The organism is Microbacterium sp. ABRD28, from assembly GCF_003850245.1.
Classification (GTDB): Bacteria; Actinomycetota; Actinomycetes; order Actinomycetales; family Microbacteriaceae; genus Microbacterium.
In genome coordinates this window covers 3,102,207-3,119,345 of the sequence record NZ_CP031015.1, presented here as the reverse complement: position 1 = coordinate 3,119,345, position 17,139 = coordinate 3,102,207, and the positions used below count along the sequence as shown (strand labels likewise).

The window sequence follows — 17,139 nt, the reverse complement described above, 5'->3', positions numbered from 1 at the left end:
CTACAGGCGGGCGCCGTCGTCGTCGGGGTCGTTCAGCCCGACCTTCTGGCCCCGCCACGACTCGTAGGCGATGAGCCACCCGATCGACACGGCGGCCGCGACAGCGAGCCCGAGCCCGACCGATCCCCAGATCAGTCCGAACAACGCGCCGCCGGCGAAGATGAGGATGCTGCCGATCACCCAGTTGGTGCGGCCGCGAGGCCAGCCCGTGCGAGAAGCCATGCGCTCAGCCTACGGCGCTGCTCATCGGTCGCGGTGGTCTTCCGGGTGCACCCGGGGACCGCGCCGCTGCTCCCGCACTCCGCTGAGACCGATGAGGCGGATGACGCGCTGACGGTGGCCCTTCCAGGGGGCGAGGAGTTCCAGCATCCCGTCGTCGTCCGCGCGCGCACCGGTCAGGGCGAATCCGACCTCGTGGGCCACGTGGTAGTCGCCGACGCTCACGGCATCGGGGTCGCCGAAGGCGCGGATCCGCGTCTCGGCGGCGGTCCAGACTCCCACCCCGGGGAGGCTGGTGAGAACGCGGTCGCGCTCGTCGCCCGTCGCGGCGGCGTGGGTGGCCTGCTCGATGCGCGTGCCCCGCTGCGCGGCGGCGACGAGGGTGCGCGCCTGCGGTGGCTCGAGCCCGGCGCGATGCCAGGCCCACGACGGCACGTGCCGCCAGCCGTCGACCGACGGCGGTGCGTACATCGGCACCGGCGTCGGGCCGGGCGCGCGCTCGCCGAACCCGCGCACGATCCGCCGCCACGCGGCGAAAGCCTGCTTGCCGGTGACCTTCTGCTCGATGATCGCGCCCGCCAGCGCGTCGAAGACGAGGTCGGTGCGACCGAGCCGGAGACCCGGATTGCGTCGATGGGTCTCGGCGATGAGGGGGTGACGCGACGCATCGAACCCGTCGAGGTCGTCGTCCCTGCCGCAGAGCGCCGGCAGCTGAGCGATCGCCCAGGCCGCCCCCGGGCCCCACGCCGCCCCGCGCACCGCGCCGCCGGCGGCCGCGCGGATCGCGATGGTCGCCACGCCCTCCGGCGTTCGGCACGCGCGCCAGATCACCGGGCCGTCATCGAGATGAGTGGGATCGCCGTAGCCCCGGCGCTGGAAGAGGAGCACGCGACGCAGGTCGAGCGGATGCCGCGGACGGTACTCGGTCTCGATCGGCGGGCCGCTCGCGGGGGTGCCCGGCACGGCTGCGAGATCGGGGCGTAACCGCGCGCCCGACCGCCGCGGAAGCCGGGGCGGAACGGGCGAGGTCACCCCCTCACGGTACGCCCGTCCACCGACATCAGGTCCCGTGTCCGCGAGGGGTCCGCCGTCGCTTATGCTCGCCGAGGAAAGGAAGGTGCATTGATCACTCCCGTCGTGCCCGCAGTGAGAATCGTGATCCCCTGGCGCCCCGCGCCGTCACGTCTGGACGCCTTCGATCGCGTCGTCGCCTGGTATCAGCAGAACCTCCCGGGGGTTCCGATCCTGACGATCGACACCGGAGATGATCCGTTCGTGCTGGCCGCCTGTCGCAACGCCGCGATGCGCGATGCGGCGATCGACGAGGTGGTGGTCATCGGTGACGCCGACACCATTCCCGAGCGCGAGCCGCTGCTCGCCGCCATCCGTGCGGCCGCGACGAGCGATCTGGTGCACCTGCCCTACGACGAGTACCGCTGGCTCGGCCGCACCGGGTCGGCCGACTACGCCGCCGGCGTGCCCCTCGAACGCTGCACGGTCGAGCAGTTCGTCGACGGCGCCTGCTCGGGGATCTATGTGGCGACGCCCCGCACCTGGGCGGCGCACGGGGGACAGGACGAGGGCTTCCGCGGTTGGGGCTTCGAAGACGCCGCCTGGTACCTGGCGCACACGACGCTCCTGGGCGCACCTCCGCGCCGCCATCGGGGTCGGGTGTACGCCCTGCACCACGTCGGAGAGGTGCGTGCCGGTACCGCCTACGACGCCAATGCGGCGCGGATGGAGCGCTATCGCGACGCCGCGCACGATCCCGACCGGATGGCCGCGCTGGTCTTCGGCTACGACGACCTGGATGCCGCAGTGCTGGCGGAACTCGGCGGGGAACCCGACGCCGTGCCGGACGCGGTCAGCTGAGCATCGCCGTCAGCTGACTCCGCGTGCCGCCCGCGCGAGCGACTCGTAGGCGATGAGCGGCCCCGGGTGCGCGTGCTGCGCCGCCGCCATGCGTTCGAGCACCGCTCGACCCGCGAAGCCCGGATCGGCGACCTCCCCGAGCGCCTCGGCGAGGGCGTCGACGTCGTCGAGATTCGGGTCGAGCGCGCGGCCGGTGCCGGTGCGCTCGATCGCGGCGGCCCCGGCGAACTGGTCGGTCGAGAAGGGGAGGACGACGAGGGGTACGCCCTGGCCGACCGCCTCGGTGACGGAATTGTTGCCGCCGTGGGTGACCGCTGCCGCGGCCGCGCCGAGCAGGCGCACCTGAGGCAGGTAGTCGGCGACGAGCCATCCGGCGGGCACGTCGCCGAGGGCCGAGGCCGGGGTCGTGCCCGTCGCGATCGCCGCGCGGAGGCCGGCGCGGCGGAGCGCGTCGGCGATGCGCGCGAGCACGTCGTCGCGAACCGACAGGAAACTTCCGAGGCTGACGTACACGAACGGCTCTCCGCGCGCGATCCAGGCGTCGACGTCGTCGGCGGCAGGCTCCTCGCGCGGTGTGGACCCGAGGAAGCGGTGGGGCGGCAGCATCCGTCCATCGCCCTCGGCGAGCTCGGCGGGATAGTTGAACAGCGTGGTCTCGCCGTGCACCATGAAGGCGTCGTCGACCGCCCTCGCGCCGGGGTCCAACGCCACGGCGGTGGTGTTCCACTGGTCGGTGAAGCGGCGAGCGACCTCGTCGCAGAGCGCCCGCAGGTCGGCGAGCTCCGCCGGGTCGGGCCGGAGGGTCGACGGCCACGCCGGCGGGTAGCCGTACACCTCGCCCGGTACCGGCAGCGCGCTGGGATGCCCCAGCACCACGTCGCCGTAGGCGATCCCCGCGGTGTGGAGCGCGAGCCGCGCGCTGAAGGCGAGGTGATCGACGAGGATGGCATCGGGCGCGACCTCATCGATGACCGCCAGTGTCGCGCGGGCCCGCTCGACCGGCTGCCACATCAGGTCGGTCAGGCGCTCCCGCGCCTGGTAGGCGAGCGTGGGCACCATGCCCCGCCGGGTGGCGGCGAAGAACCCCTCGAGAGACGCCGCCTCCGCGGCATCCTGCTCCGACGATCGGATGACACGGGCATTGGCTCCGCGCCCGAGGGGGAGGTCGGTGCGCCGGTACCCGAACTCCGCCACGATCGGCGCGGTTGCGGGGCCTGTGGCGACCACGACGTCGTCGCCGGCGCTCTGCCAGGCCGTCGCGAGCGCTGCGAGGGGGAGGAGGTGCGAGGCGTAGTCGGGGCTGATGACGAGGAGCGTCACGTCAGCAGTCCCGCGGTGCGGCGCAGCTCCGCCTCGTGCCGGGCGACGTTCTGATACATCGGGGTGAGGGTGGCCGCCATGCCCTGGATCGTGAAGCGTTCGGCCACAAGCGTGCGCGAGCGTGCGGCGCGGCGCGGATCTGCGTCGGCCGCAGCATCGAGCGCCCGCCCGATCGCCGTGACGAGGGCCTCCCGGTCGGCGGTGTCGGTGAGGAAGCCGGTGTCGCCATCGTCGACGTAGGTGGCAGGTCCCCCGCTGTCGGGGGCGACGACGACGAGCCCTGTGGCCATCGCCTCGAGGATCGCCAGGCCGAACTCCTCTTTGACGCTCGCGCAGACGTACGCGCCGCCCGGGGCGACGCTGCCGGGGATGCCGAACCGAGCTGCGGCGAGCCAGGCGGCCGCGACGTCGTTCGAGCGGTGACCCGCCACGACGAGGCCGCGCTCGGCCCGCTCGGGCGGGGGGACCGAGCCGTCGATCAGGTCGAGCTGCTGCTGCTCATCACCTGACGGGTGTGCGAGGTCACCGCCGACGACGAGCAGGTTCGCGCGGGCGGACAGGTCGCTTGCGGACCATGCCTCGACGAGCGCGGCCATCCCCTTGATGCGGTGCATCCGACCGACGGTGACGAGCAGCGGGAGTCCGCGGCGGTCGGGGGCGAGGTCGTCGATCAGAGCCGCGAGCTCGGCGATGGAGCCGTCGGGCTCGGCGCCGGCCGCGACCCCGACGGCGCGGGAGAGGGCGTCGTCGACGACCGCGAGGTCCACGCCCTCGGCGACGACGGTGTGGCGCTCGGGATGGGAGGTGAGGTCGATGCCGATGAGCGCCCGCATGTCGCGCTCGAGCTCGGGCCGGGGGAAGAAGACCGAGTGGGCGGCCGAAGCGGCAAGACTCTGGACCAGGTGGCTGCGGAACCAGAAGTGCTCGGTGCGGTCGATCTCGCCGAAGTCCTCACGCGACAGCCGTCCCGACCGCTCGAGTGAGGCGATCACACTGTGCGGATCGGGCGCGACGGTGAACACCGTCGGGATGCCGAGCTCACGCGCGACATCAGCGGCGGCGAGGCTCCCGACATCCGCCATCCTCAGGTGCAGCACGTCGACCCGCCCCGCGGCGCGCAGAAGACGACGGATGCCGCGACGCACCGTCACCCGCAGATGCCAGGCGGTCGCCGACGAGGCCGGGATGCTCGTCAACGGCACATGTCCGTAGAGGTGGCCGCGCTCGCCGCCGGCCATCTGCAGCAGGTCGGGACCCGCCTGCGCAACCGTCCCGCGCGAGAGGGTGAGCACGCGATCGACCACCGAGCTGTCGGAGATGAGGGCGTCGCCGAGTCGCACGAGCAGCGTCGCGATGCCGCCGTTGTCGCCGGCGCCGGAGGACGAGAGGGCGGGATCGATGTCGGCGTGGAGGAAGAGCTGGGCGACGGTGAGGCCCCCCTCGCCACCGGCGTCGTCGGCCGAGGTGCGGGTGTGCGGCGGATCGGCATCGATGAGCGCGAGGCGTGCGAGGTCGCCGGTGAGGCCTCCCTCGGCGACGAGGTCTTCGAGGTGAGCGATGACGTCCGCATCGGCGCGCTGCCCGAGAGCGGCGATCGCCGCCTCGCGAACGATCGCGGGGGATGACGTGTCGGCGGCGAGGCTGCACAGCGGCGCCGTCGTGAGCGGATGACGCACCAGACCGAGCGTCTCGGTGAGGCGCACACGAGCCTCGACGCCGACCTCGCCGGTGGTGGCGCTGAGCAGGGCGACGGCGAGGAGTTCGCCGCTGCCGGCCGCCCACTTCTCCAGCGTGTGCTGGGCGAGCATTCCGGTGAAACCGCCGGCGATGACCAGGGAGATGAGGGGCGCGATCGCGGCGGCGCGGGCGGGACGACGCCCGAGAGCCCAGGCGGCGTGCTCGACGACGAAGCGGCGCTCATCGCCGAGGAGGGTCACCAGCAGGGCGCCGGCCGCTTCGTCGTTCATCTCGGCGAGGGCATGGACGGCGGCGATCGCCGCGATGTCGTCGGTGCCGACGAGGGCGGCCGACAACACGCGCAGGGTGCGGACCCCCGGGTCGCGCCCTGCCTCGAACGCGACGTCGTCGGCGGCCTGCAGAGCCTGCACGATCGTGGGCGCTTCGATGATGCGGTCCATCGCCGTCTGGATGCCCATCGCTGCCTCCGAAGCGGTCACCGCCCGATCGGCGATCGGACGAGGTGCGGTGACCCGCTCGGAAGTCTACGGTTGTCCGGGTGCCGGAGGACCGGCTTGACGGGAAAGGACCATGCGTGAACGTACTGACCATCGGCGACATCGGGGTGCTCGGCGGCATCATCCACATCGGTGACGAGGCGATGTTCGAGGTTGCGGCCGTCGAGCTCGCCGACCGCGGTGGACGCGTCATCGGGGTGTCCTCCGCGCCGGAGGAGTCGGCGGCACGCTATGGGCTGGCCACCGTCGATCGCCTGGGTTTCGTCGGACTCGAACGTGCGGTGGCGCGCGAGCGCGCATCGCTCCTTCGCGCCGCGGCGGCCGGTGAGGCCGAGCTGGCGTCGGGGGACCCCGCTCGCGGAGCCCTCGACGCGCTGAGCGAAGCCTCGGGCGTGCTCATCGCCGGCGGCGGCAACCTCGCTTCGCGCTGGCCGGTTCACGTGTACGAGCGGACCACGCTCGCGGCGATGGCCCGCGCGCGGGGGCTTCCGGTGGTCGTGAGCGGTCAGACCTTCGGGCCCGACCTCGTTGCCGAAGACGCCGAACGCGTCGCCGTCATGACCCGTGACGCCGCGTGGACGGGGGTGCGCGAGCACGACTCGGCCGCACTCGCCCGGTCGTGGGGGGCCCAGGTCCACGCCGGCGTGGACGACGCCTCCTTCCTCGTCGGCAGCGAGGACCCGCCGTCCGAGCCGTACGTTCTCGTGAGCCTGTCGGGGTGGTTCGCAGGACGGCCCGCCGACGTCGTCGAGAGCAGGATCGCCCGGTTGCTGGATGCCGCGTCCGACGCCGTCGGGCCCGTCATCTTCCACGCTCACTTCGGTCCGGTGTCCGCCGGCGCGGAGCCGATGGGCGATGCGGCGCTGCACGAGCGGGTGCGGGAGCGGATGACGCGCGAGAGCCGCGTTCTGCCGAGCGGTGATTCCCGGGGTGCGGCGGCGCTGGCGCGTCGCGCGCGGCTGCTCGTCACGAGCAGATACCACCCGGCGGTCTTCGCCGCCCCCGCGGGCGTGCCGGTCCTCGGTCTCGCCGCCGACGACTACACGCGGATCAAGCTCAGTGGCGCGCTCGGGCACTGGGGTCAGACGGGCGTCGTCGATCTCGATGACCTGGGCGGCGCGCCGGAACGCCTGCGCGAGCTCGACGCACGACGCGTGGAGATCGCCGATGCGGCGGCGGGGCGGTTCGAGCCGCACCGCGCCGCCGCGGTGCGGTGGTGGGACACGGTCGCCGAGTCGCTGCGGTGAGGACGGCCGCGCCGGGCTGATCAGAAGCGGTCGGGCGAGGGCGTTCCGTGGCCGAACCGGATGACGACGTCGGCGTGACGGTCGAAGCGGTAGCCGACACCGCGGACGGTGCGGACGATGTCCTCGTAGCGGCCGAGCTTGGCCCGCAGACGCCGGACGTGCACGTCGATGGTGCGCTCGCCCGGGGCGTCGTGCTCCTCGGCGCCCTGCCAGAGGGAGGCCACCAGCTCGGCGCGCTCGATCGTGCGCCCCTCACGCAGGACCAGGTACTGCAGCAGCTCGAACTCCTTGAAGGTCAGCGCCGCCGACTCGCCGTCGATGACGACGCGCTTGCGCGAGATGTCAACGACCACACCGCGGACCGTCTCGTCGTGCTCTTCGGGCTCGTCGGGCTTGGTGCGGGCGACCGCGGCGGGCTCCTGGAGGGCGAGGCGCACGACGTCGACGTCGCGGCCGCCGGCGCCGGCAGGGGCGAGGGCCACCGTGGCGTAGGTTTCGGCATCGGGGGCGAGCTCGGCGAGGGTGCGGCGCAGCGCGTCGACGAGGACGGGAAGGCTCACGCCCGAGGCCTGTGCCTTCGCCTCGTCGAACCCGACGTAGAGGGCGAAGCCGCGCGGAGCGGTGCCGGGCGGAAGGTGGCGCTGCGTGGCGCCCGTGGCGGGTCGGGGCGCGGCGGCCTGCGCGGCGGCGGGCGTCGTCGCGGCTGCGGGGGTGTCGTCACTGACGCGCGGAACGGCTCGCAGGTGACGGGCGGGGGCGGGACGGTCGAGAAGAGCGGTGGTCGACATGATGATGTTCCTCGAGGGAGCGGAACCCGCGGAGTCGGGGTTCGGAGAAGTGCTGCGAAATCGGCCGGTGGGGCCGGGCTCGAGACATCCGCTGCGCTCAGTGATGCGCGAGAAGGACGAAGTCTCGGGGGACGTGTCGCGCGTCGCCTGCGCGGGTAAGCGGAGCGGCGACGCTGATGTCCGGCGGGATTACCGAGTCAGCGGCACATTCGACAACACATGACAACGCGGCCGGCCACCATCATGCCGGCAGTCCCGTTCGCCTCCCAGGCGGACAGAGAGCGTGCGTCGTCAGTCATGCGCTGATTATGACCGATGCTCCCCGTTCTTCGCAAACTCGGAAATCGACGAGAGCGGATGCCGCGGGCGACGTCAGCATCCATTTGTTGTGATCTGCCTCAAACCTCTTGTGCTTCCCGCGGAGGATGTGCCAGCATCGTCGAAACGCTTCCGCGAAGCGCTTCGATAGTCCTCACCCCACACCTGACGACGGAGTCCTCATGGCGAAGATCGATGAGGTGGCCAAGGCCGCCGGTGTCTCGATCAGCACCGTCTCCTATGCCCTCAGCGGCAAGCGACCGGTCTCGGCCGACACGCGACGCCGGATCGAGGAGGCCGTGCAGCGTCTGGGGTACAGCCCGAACGCCGGTGCCCGCATGCTGGCCGGGCGCCGCACGCGCATCTTCGCGCTGACCGAGCCGCTGCGGAAAGACACGCACGCGCCGACCCACATGGCTTTCGTCCTCGCGACCGCGGTGGCCGCGCGCCGCAACGACTACGACGTCCTTCTCCTGACCGACGAGGACGCTCAGGCCGGCATGCGCCGGGTCGCCTCCAACCGCCTGGTCGACGCGATCCTGGTGCTCGACGTCGCCCCTGACGACCCGCGTGTCGCACTCGCGCGGGAGATCGATACGCCCACCGTCTTCATCGGCGTGCCGAACGACAACGAAGGTCTCGTCTGCGTCGACCTCGATTTCAAGGCCGCCACGAGAGAAGCGGTGGCGAGGATCGCGCGGACCGGCCACGCGCGCATCGGGCTCGTCGGACAGCCTGAGGTGACGTACTCGCGATCGAACTTCCCCCCGCGGGTGCGCGACGAGTTCCTCGCTGCGGCCGGGATGTTCGGCGTCGCCGCCGAGTTCCGCGCCACGGGGCACGAGTACGCCACCGACGCGACCGTGCGCGCGGCGACCGGGGAGCTCCTCGACGCCGGGGTCACCGCCCTCGTGCTGCACTGCCCCGAGGAGTCGCACCGGGCGGTGCTCGCCGAACTCGCCGGCCGCGGGCTGCGTGTTCCCGACGACATCTCGGTCATCTCGGTCGCGCCGACCTTCGACACTTCCGCGCTCCCGCGTCCCCTCGACGCGCTCCCGCTCGTCCCGCAGGCCTCGTGCGACCTCGCCGTCGACCTCGCCCTGACGTTCTTCGACGGGGACCGCCCGGCCCCCGGCATCCGCTTGATTCCACCCGCCTATCTCGACCACGGCTCGCTCGCGCGGGTTCCCGACGCCCCGTCAGCGGCCGTGGCCGGTTCCGCCGTCGCCTGACCCCGGAGCCTCCCGCCCTATCCGCTCGCGCATCATCGAAGCGCTTCGACAAGACCCACCGCACCACCTGCACACGTGAAAACCCGGCCGACGAAGGTCACCGAGAAAGGAGTGCCACCGATGGCACGCATCACACGTAAGACGACCGCGCGGGCGGCCACGGCCGGAGGGGCGCTCGTCGCCACCGCACTCGTGCTCTCCGCCTGCGCCGGCGGATCGGGTGGCGAATCCGACGACACCCTGACCCTCTGGCACTACGAGGGCGAGAACAGCGCCATGGGCATCGCCTGGGACGAGGCGATCCGCATCTTCGAAGAGGAGACCGGGGCCACGGTCGAATTCGAGGAGCGCAGCTTCGAGCAGATCCGCTCCACCGCCAGCCAGGTGCTGAACTCCGACGAGGCGCCCGACCTCATGGAGTTCAACAAGGGCAACGCCACGGCCGGGTTCCTGGCGAGCCAGGGACTCATCACCGACATCACCGAGGCGGTCGAGGAGTACGGCTGGGACGACCAGCTCGCCCCGGCGCTGCAGACCACCGCGCGCTACACCGACGAGGGCGTGATGGGCTCGGGCGCCTGGTACGGGGTGCCCAACTACGGCGAGTTCGTCACGGTCTACTACAACAAGGATGCCTTCGCCGAAGCCGGCCTCGAAGTACCGACGACCTACGACGAGTTCATCGCGGTGCTCGACGCCTTCGTCGCGCAGGGCGTCACGCCCCTCGCCGAGGGCGGACTGGAATACCCGCTCGGGCAGCTCTGGTATCAGCTGGCGCTCAGCCAGGCCGACCGCCAGTGGGTCAACGACTACCAGCTGTACGAGAACCCGGTCGATTGGAGCGGCGAGGAGATCACCTACGCCACCGAGACGGTGAAGGAGTACCTCGACGCGGGCTATTTCTCGCCTGACGTGACCGGCATCGCCGCCGAGGACGCGGGACTGTCGTTCATCAACGGCACTTCGCCGATCTTCGTCTCGGGCAGCTGGTGGTACGGCCGCTTGGTCGATGAGATCACCGACTTCGAGTTCGGCGTCTTCCCGTTCCCGGGGAGCGACCTCAGCCTCGGCTCGTCGGGCAACATCTGGGTCGTCCCCGAGCGCGCCGCCAACAAGGATCTCGCCTACGAGTTCATCGACATCACGATGCGCCCCGAGGTGCAGGCGCTCATCGGCAACAACGGCGGGCTCCCCGTCGCCGCCGATGAGGCCGACATCACCGACGAGAAGAGCCTCGAGCTGATCCAGGCCTTCAACGCCGTCAACGAGGCCGACGGGCTGTCGTTCTATCCCGACTGGCCGACCCCCACCTTCTACGACGCCCTCGTGGCCGAGCTCCAGGAGCTCGTCAACGGCACGAAGACGCCCGCCGAGGTCCAGCAGTCGCTCGGCGAGGAGTACGACTCCTACGTGGCGGACTTCCGCTGATCGAACCGGCCGGGGCGCCGTCAGCCACGCGGCGGCGCCCCGGCTCCCACCCCGGCCTACCCCAGGAGTCCCCGCGATGTCCGCTGTCCCCTTCGTCCGCGCTCCGCGGACCAAGCTCCCTCCCGAGGAGCCGCTGATCCCGCAACGGCGGGGCGGTGGCACCGCCGGCTACTGGCTGTACCTCATGCCGGGTCTGGTGCTGGTCACCGTCATCGTCGTGGTGCCGCTGGTATGGAACATCTACCTCAGCTTCACCGACTGGCGCGGCATCCGTCCGCCCGAGTTCATCGGCCTCGAGAACTGGATCGAGCTCTTCGGCGACGCGACCTTCTGGACCTCGTTCGTCAACAGCATCTGGATGATCGTGGCGATGGTCATCTTCCCGACCCTCATCGGCCTCGTGCTCGCAGCCCTGCTCTTCGATGTGATCGGCCGCAAGTACGGCGGGCGCCTCGCGAGCTTCCTGCGCGCCACCTATTACCTCCCTCAGATCCTCCCCGCGGCGATCGCCGGCATCGTGATCGGCTGGATCCTCCGCCCGCAGGACGGTGCGTTGAACACCATCCTCGAGAGCATCGGCCTCGGCTTCCTCGCCCAGAACTGGCTCGGGTCTCCCGACACCGCGCTCGGCAGCATCATGGTGGTGCTCGTCTGGATCCAGATCGGCTACCCCGTCGTGGTCTTCATGGCCGCGCTCCAGCGGGTCGACCCCGAGCTCTACGAGGCCGCCGAGCTCGATGGTGCCAACTGGTTCCAGCGGTTCCGGGCGATCACCGTCAGCATCATCCGCCCCGAGATCTACGTCGTCACCCTCACCTGCACGATCGCGGCGTTGAAAGTCTTCGGCCCCGTCTACGTGCTCACCCGCGGCGGCCCCGGCGACTCGACCATCGTGCCGGCGTACTACGCCTACAGCGAGTTCTTCCAGTCGCAGCAGGTCGGCTACGGCGCGACCATCGCGACCGCGCTGACGGTCGTGATCGCGGTCGTGTCGATCCTCTTCATCCGTGCGCAGAACGCCGCGGAGCGCAAAGAAAGGGCGGGACTGTGATGGCCACGACCCTCGCCGTGACGACGGCCCCGAAGACAGGGCGCCGTTCGAATCGTCCGCCGAAGGCGCGCGGTGGAATGACCCGTAAGAACGGTGTCGACTGGCTGATGCTCGCCTTCGCGATCGTCGCTGCGATCCTCATCGCCGCACCGTTCTACCTGATCCTCATCAACTCGTTCAAATCGCCCGCCGACTACTCCACGGGTGGTCCGCTCGCGCTTCCCTCGGCGATCTACCTCGACGGGATCGCCGCGTTCTGGGAGCGGGTCAACTTCCCCCAGAAGGTCTGGAACTCGGTGTTCATCTCGGGCACCGTCGCGATCCTCGCGGTGCTGATCTCGGTGCTGAACGCGTTCGCGATCGGGATCGGACGCATCCGCGGCCGCTCCTGGATCGTGCTGCTGTTCCTGCTGGCCAACCTGCTCCCGCAGGAGGCGCTGCTCTACCCGCTGTACTACATGTTCCGAGAGGTCGGGCTGTACAACAACGTGTGGTCGGTGATCATCGTCTTCACCGTCATCCAGGCGGCCTTCGGCACCTACCTGCTCTCGGCCGTCTACGGCACCTTCCCCAAGGAGGTGCTCGAGGCCGCCGCGATCGACGGGGCGAGCCGGTGGCAGATCCTGTGGCGGGTGATCTTCCCGATCAGTCGTCCGACGCTCTCGGTGCTGCTGATCTTCTTCATCATCTGGACCTGGAACGAGTTCCTGATCCCCCTCACCTTCCTCGTCTCCAACGAGAACCAGACGGTGCCGGTCGCGATCAGCCTCCTTCAGGGGGAGCGGCTGATGGATGTCACGACCACCAGCGCGTCGGCTCTCCTCGGCCTCATCCCCACCCTCCTCTTCTTCCTCATCTTCCAGCGCACCCTCACCAGGGGCATCACGGCAGGAGCAGTCAAGTAATGAAGTTCACCGACGGGTTCTGGCAGCTGCGCCCCGGCGTCACCGCGCTCTACGCCGCGGAGGCGTACGACATCCGGCAGACGGATGACGGTGTCGACGGCGTTGCGCTCGAGATCACCGCGCCCACCCAGGTGATCGCCCGCCGCGGCGACGTGCTGAACCGCACCACCCTCACCACGACCATCTCCTCGCCGATCGAGGGTGTCATCCGGGTGCGGATCGCCCACCACATCGGCGGCCGGTGGCATGGAGGGTTCGCCCTGCCGGGCGCGGGCGAGCGAGGAACCGGTGCGGGGGTCGCCGATGCCGGCGCCGGCACACTGACCAGCGGCGCGCTCACCGCGCGGATCGCTCCGGGAGCGCCGTGGGCGCTGTCGTTCGAGGTCGACGGCGTGCGGGTGACCGGCAGCGGACACAAGGCGCAGGCCTTCGTGCGCCTGGGCGCCGAGGCCGCCGTCGAGCACGGCATCGTGGGGAACGCCCGCGCCGAGACCGGCGTGCCGCCCGAGCGGGTCTTCGTCCACGAGCAGCTCGACCTGGGGGTGGGCGAGACGGTCTATGGCCTCGGCGAGCGTTTCGGTCCGCTGGTCAAGAACGGCCAGACCATCGACGTCTGGAATGCCGACGGCGGCACCTCCAGCGAGCAGGCATACAAGAACGTGCCGTTCTACCTCTCCTCGCGCGGGTACGGTGTGCTCGTCAACGATCCCGGGCACGTCTCGTTCGAAGTCGGGTCCGAGGCCGTCGAACGCGTGCAGTTCAGCGTGCCCGGCGAGGTGCTGGAGTACTTCGTCTTCGCCGGCCCGACGCCCAAGGACGTGCTGACCCGGTACACCTCCCTCACCGGACGCGCCCCCGTCGTGCCCGCCTGGTCGTACGGCCCGTGGCTGTCGACGTCGTTCACGACCGACTATGACGAGCAGACCGTCACCTCGTTCATCGAGGGGATGGCCGAGCGCGACATCCCGCTGTCGGTGTTCCACTTCGACTGCTTCTGGATGCGCGAGTTCAACTGGTGCGACTTCGAATGGGACCCCCGGGTCTTCCCCGACCCCGACGGCATGCTCCGTCGCCTTCACGACCGCGGGTTGAAGGTCTCGGTGTGGATCAACCCCTACATCGCCCAGCGCTCGCCGCTGTTCGCCGAGGCGGCCGCCGCCGACTACCTCGTGCAGCGCGGCGACGGGTCGGTGTGGCAGTGGGACCTCTGGCAGGCCGGGATGGGCCTGGTCGACTTTACCAATCCCGCCGCGGTGCGCTGGTACCAGGACAAGCTGCGAGTGCTCCTCGCGCAGGGCGTCGACTGCTTCAAGACCGACTTCGGCGAGCGGATCCCCACCGACGTCGTCTGGCACGACGGCTCCGACCCCGCCCGCATGCACAACCTCTACGCACAGCTGTACAACCGGGCCGTCCACGACGTGCTCGTGGCCGAGCGCGGCGAGGGCGACGCGGTGCTGTTCGCCCGCTCGGCCACCGCCGGCGGTCAGACGATGCCGGTGCACTGGGGCGGTGACAACACCTCGACGTTCCCCTCGATGGCCGAGAGCCTGCGGGGCGGCCTGTCGCTGGCGATGAGCGGCTTCGCGCACTGGAGTCACGACATCGGCGGGTTCGAGGGAACCCCCGATCCGGCGGTGTTCAAGCGGTGGGTGGCCTTCGGCCTGCTCTCGAGCCACAGCCGCTTCCACGGGTCGGACTCGTACCGGGTTCCGTGGGCGTTCGACGATGAGGCCGTCGATATCACGCGCCGCTTCGCGCAGCTGAAGATGCGGCTCATGCCCTACCTCTTCCAGGTGGGTATCAACGCCGCCCGCACGGGTGCCCCGATCATGCGCCCGATGCAGCTGGAGTTCCCGGATGACCCGGCGGTGGCCTACCTCGACCGGCAGTACCTTCTCGGCTCCGAGCTGCTGGTCGCCCCGGTCTTCTCCGAGACGGGTGAGGTCGATTTCTACCTGCCGCCGGGAGAGTGGACGAGCCTCCTCACGGGCGAGACGGTGACCGGCGGCGGCTGGCGCCGCGAGGTGCACGGCTTCGACAGCCTGCCGCTGTATGCCCGGCCGGGCGCGGTCATCCCGTGGGGGGCGCGCGACGACCGGCCCGACTACGACTACCACGACGGCCTCGCCCTCCGGGTGTTCCCCGGCGGGAGCGGGATGCGCGATGTGACCGTCACGGCTCCCGACGGGGCGTCGCGGGACTATAGCGTTGACCTGTCGGACGTGACCGGATGACGGTGGGAGTCGGCGGAGTCCAAGGGGGAGCAGCCATGGTCGAGGGGCGAGCGGACTATCGTGACGCGGGGCTGGTGTTCCCGCCCGACTTCACCTTCGGGTCGGCGACGGCGTCGTACCAGATCGAGGGGGCGGCCAGCGAGGACGGGCGCGGTCCGTCGATCTGGGACACCTTCTCGAAGACCCCCGGCAAGGTCTGGAACGGTGACACCGGCGACGTCGCGTGCGACCACTACCACCGGTGGGAGGGCGATCTCGACCTGATGAAGGATCTGGGGCTCGAGGCATACCGCTTCTCGATCGCCTGGCCACGCATCGTGCCGACGGGCACCGGTGCGGTGAATCAGGCGGGCCTGGACTTCTATTCGCGCCTCATCGACGGACTTCTCGCCCGCGGCATCCGTCCGGTCGCCACCCTCTATCACTGGGATCTTCCCCAGCCGCTCGAGGATGCCGGCGGCTGGCCGGCGCGCGCGACCGTCGACGCCTTCGCACGCTACGCCGAGGTGGTCGGCGAGGCGTTCGGCGACCGGGTGCACACGTGGACGACGCTGAACGAGCCGTGGTGCTCGGCCTACCTCGGCTACGGCCAGGGCGGCCACGCGCCGGGCCGGCACGAGCCGGCAGCGGCGCTCGCCGCCGTGCATCACCTGAACCTGGGGCACGGCCGGGCGTTGCAGGCGCTGCGGGCGACCTCGACCGGAACGCCGGAGTACTCCGTCACCCTCAACTTCCACGTGCTCCGCGGGGTCGGCGACGGGGCGGGCGAGGCGATGCGACGGATCGATGCGCTGGCCAATCGAGCCTTCACCGGGCCGATGCTGCGCGGCGAGTACCCCGAAGATCTGCTGCAGGACACCGCAGGGGTGACCGACTGGGCCTTCGTGCAGGACGGCGACCTCGCCGACATCCATCAGCCGATCGATGTGCTGGGCGTCAACTATTACTCCACGGCAACCGTGCGCCTGTGGGACGGGGTGTCGCCCAAGCAGATGAACGACGGGCACAAGGGGGTCGCCGGCGGGACCGCGTGGCCCGGGAGCGACCAGGCTGTGGAGTTCGTGGAGCAGCCGGGACCGTACACCGCCATGGGGTGGAACATCGCGCCCGAGGGCCTCGAGGAGCTTCTGGTGTCGCTGTCGGAGCAGTTCCCCGAGCAGGCGCTCATGGTCACCGAGAACGGTGCCGCATTCGATGACGAGGTCGCCCCCGACGGGTCGGTTCCCGACCCCGAGCGACTCGACTATCTGCGCCGGCACTTCACCGCGGCGCACCGGGCGATGGCTCGGGGAGTCGACCTGCGCGGATACTTCGTCTGGTCGCTTCTGGACAACTTCGAATGGGGCTACGGCTACGCCAAGCGGTTCGGCATCGTGCGGGTCGATTTCGACACGCTCGAACGTACCGTCAAGGACAGCGGCCGGTGGTATCGGGAGCTCGTGCGCACCCGGGCGATCCCGGAATGAGCAGGTGAAGGCCCGGCGTTCCTTCAGCGCCGCCCCAGCGAACCGGGCGTAGCCTGTCGGGGTGACCGAACTGCGCTTCACCGACGAGAAGGACGCCTCGCGGTACACGTTGCACCGCGGCGACGACCTCGTCAGCGTCCTCGACTACAAGGACGACGGCCGCACCGTCGCCATGACCCGGGCGTACACGATCCCGACCTTCCGCGGAAAGGGCTACGCCGGAGAGCTGGTCGACCGGGCCGTCGCGCACCTCGAGGCCGAGAAAGGCCGTCAGGTGATCCCGGTGTGCTGGTACGTCGCGGACTGGTTCGACCTGCACCCCGATCGCGCGGGCATCCTGCGGCAGCGTTCCACGGCCTGAGCCCCGCTTCCGCGCTCCGCGTTCCGCTGGTCCTACACTGGGCCCGTGCGGCTCGAAGAGGTCTTCTCCGGCGTCGCTGTCGCCTTCGAGGCGACCGGCGCCGCGGCCATGATCATCGGCTTCGTCATCGCCCTCGTGCTCGGTGTGCGCTCCCTGCGTCGCCGTGAGGGTGGGCGTGCCGCATTCTCGGTGCTGCGCAACGCCCTCGGCTCGGCGATCCTGCTGGGGCTGGAGATCCTCGTCGCGGCCGATCTGATCCGCACGATCACCTCCAAGCCGTCGGTCGAGGACGCCCTGATCCTCGGCCTCATCGTGCTGATCCGGACCGTGCTGTCGATCTCCATCCAGATCGAGATCGAGGGCGTGCTGCCCTGGCGCCGCGCCCTGCTCACGAGCGGGGGGCAGTTGCTGGGTGAGGCCGTCCGGCGCGACCGTGCGGCGCAGGCGGAGCGAAGCGGATAGCGACGTCCCGCTCGCCCGTCAACCCCGCGCCGGGCGTA

15 protein-coding genes are annotated in these 17,139 nt (G+C 70.7%); 10 read left to right on the top strand and 5 right to left on the bottom strand.

The features are described from left to right. The gene (locus tag DT073_RS15055) at positions 1–222 is read right to left on the bottom strand and encodes a hypothetical protein (RefSeq protein ID WP_124294127.1); all 222 of its coding nucleotides are present in this window, start codon (positions 220–222) and stop codon (positions 1–3) included. A 21-nt stretch (positions 223–243) separates the two neighbouring features. Beyond that, positions 244–1,182, bottom strand: a complete 939-nt coding sequence (locus DT073_RS15050; protein WP_124294558.1) for a DNA-3-methyladenine glycosylase family protein — start codon at positions 1,180–1,182, stop codon at positions 244–246. A gap of 159 nt (positions 1,183–1,341) precedes the next feature. Here DT073_RS15050 and DT073_RS15045 point away from each other — a divergent pair, with 159 nt between their 5' ends. Further along, complete coding sequence (locus DT073_RS15045; protein WP_124294126.1) at positions 1,342–2,091, top strand: hypothetical protein; 750 nt, start codon at positions 1,342–1,344, stop codon at positions 2,089–2,091. Positions 2,092–2,100: 9 nt separating this feature from the next. Here DT073_RS15045 and DT073_RS15040 read toward each other — a convergent pair whose 3' ends face one another. After that, positions 2,101–3,411 carry a nucleotide disphospho-sugar-binding domain-containing protein gene (locus DT073_RS15040; protein WP_124294125.1) on the bottom strand — a complete coding sequence of 437 codons (1,311 nt, stop codon included), beginning with the start codon at positions 3,409–3,411 and terminating at the stop codon, positions 2,101–2,103. Next, positions 3,408–5,588 (bottom strand): glycosyltransferase, encoded by a 2,181-nt coding sequence (locus DT073_RS15035; protein WP_240638635.1) that lies wholly within the window; start codon positions 5,586–5,588, stop codon positions 3,408–3,410. Before DT073_RS15035 ends, DT073_RS15040 begins: the two co-directional genes overlap by 4 nt. A gap of 95 nt (positions 5,589–5,683) precedes the next feature. Here DT073_RS15035 and DT073_RS15030 point away from each other — a divergent pair, with 95 nt between their 5' ends. Then, positions 5,684–6,853: a polysaccharide pyruvyl transferase family protein gene (locus DT073_RS15030; protein WP_124294124.1), complete on the top strand. Its 1,170-nt coding sequence runs from the start codon at positions 5,684–5,686 to the stop codon at positions 6,851–6,853. A 20-nt stretch (positions 6,854–6,873) separates the two neighbouring features. On the opposite strand, the gene DT073_RS15025 is transcribed toward DT073_RS15030, so the two are convergent. Continuing rightward, positions 6,874–7,641, bottom strand: coding sequence for a winged helix-turn-helix domain-containing protein (locus DT073_RS15025; RefSeq protein ID WP_124294123.1), 768 nt, complete (start codon positions 7,639–7,641; stop codon positions 6,874–6,876). A gap of 500 nt (positions 7,642–8,141) precedes the next feature. Here DT073_RS15025 and DT073_RS15020 point away from each other — a divergent pair, with 500 nt between their 5' ends. The 8 genes from DT073_RS15020 to DT073_RS14985 all read left to right on the top strand — a co-directional run bounded on the left by DT073_RS15020 (position 8,142) and on the right by DT073_RS14985 (position 17,101). Beyond that, a complete protein-coding gene (locus tag DT073_RS15020) occupies positions 8,142–9,191 on the top strand; it encodes a LacI family DNA-binding transcriptional regulator (protein WP_124294122.1) in 1,050 nt (349 codons plus the stop codon). A 120-nt stretch (positions 9,192–9,311) separates the two neighbouring features. Next, positions 9,312–10,619, top strand: a complete 1,308-nt coding sequence (locus DT073_RS15015) for an ABC transporter substrate-binding protein (protein ID WP_124294121.1) — start codon at positions 9,312–9,314, stop codon at positions 10,617–10,619. Between the two features lie 76 nt (positions 10,620–10,695). Then, positions 10,696–11,670, top strand: a complete 975-nt coding sequence (locus tag DT073_RS15010) for a carbohydrate ABC transporter permease (RefSeq protein WP_124294120.1) — start codon at positions 10,696–10,698, stop codon at positions 11,668–11,670. Between the two features lie 77 nt (positions 11,671–11,747). After that, positions 11,748–12,575, top strand: coding sequence for a carbohydrate ABC transporter permease (locus DT073_RS15005; RefSeq protein ID WP_502697156.1), 828 nt, complete (start codon positions 11,748–11,750; stop codon positions 12,573–12,575). Continuing rightward, entirely contained in the window at positions 12,575–14,812 is a 2,238-nt protein-coding gene (yicI, locus tag DT073_RS15000) for an alpha-xylosidase (RefSeq protein WP_124294119.1), read from the top strand. The genes DT073_RS15005 and yicI overlap by 1 nt, the downstream gene beginning before the upstream one ends. 35 nt (positions 14,813–14,847) lie before the next feature. Then, on the top strand, positions 14,848–16,278 hold the full coding sequence (locus DT073_RS14995) for a GH1 family beta-glucosidase (RefSeq protein ID WP_124294118.1): 1,431 nt from the start codon (positions 14,848–14,850) through the stop codon (positions 16,276–16,278). A gap of 61 nt (positions 16,279–16,339) precedes the next feature. Further along, positions 16,340–16,639: a GNAT family N-acetyltransferase gene (locus tag DT073_RS14990; RefSeq protein ID WP_124294117.1), complete on the top strand. Its 300-nt coding sequence runs from the start codon at positions 16,340–16,342 to the stop codon at positions 16,637–16,639. Positions 16,640–16,684: 45 nt separating this feature from the next. Then, positions 16,685–17,101, top strand: coding sequence for a DUF1622 domain-containing protein (locus DT073_RS14985; RefSeq protein WP_124294116.1), 417 nt, complete (start codon positions 16,685–16,687; stop codon positions 17,099–17,101). The last annotated feature ends 38 nt before the right edge of the window (positions 17,102–17,139 follow it).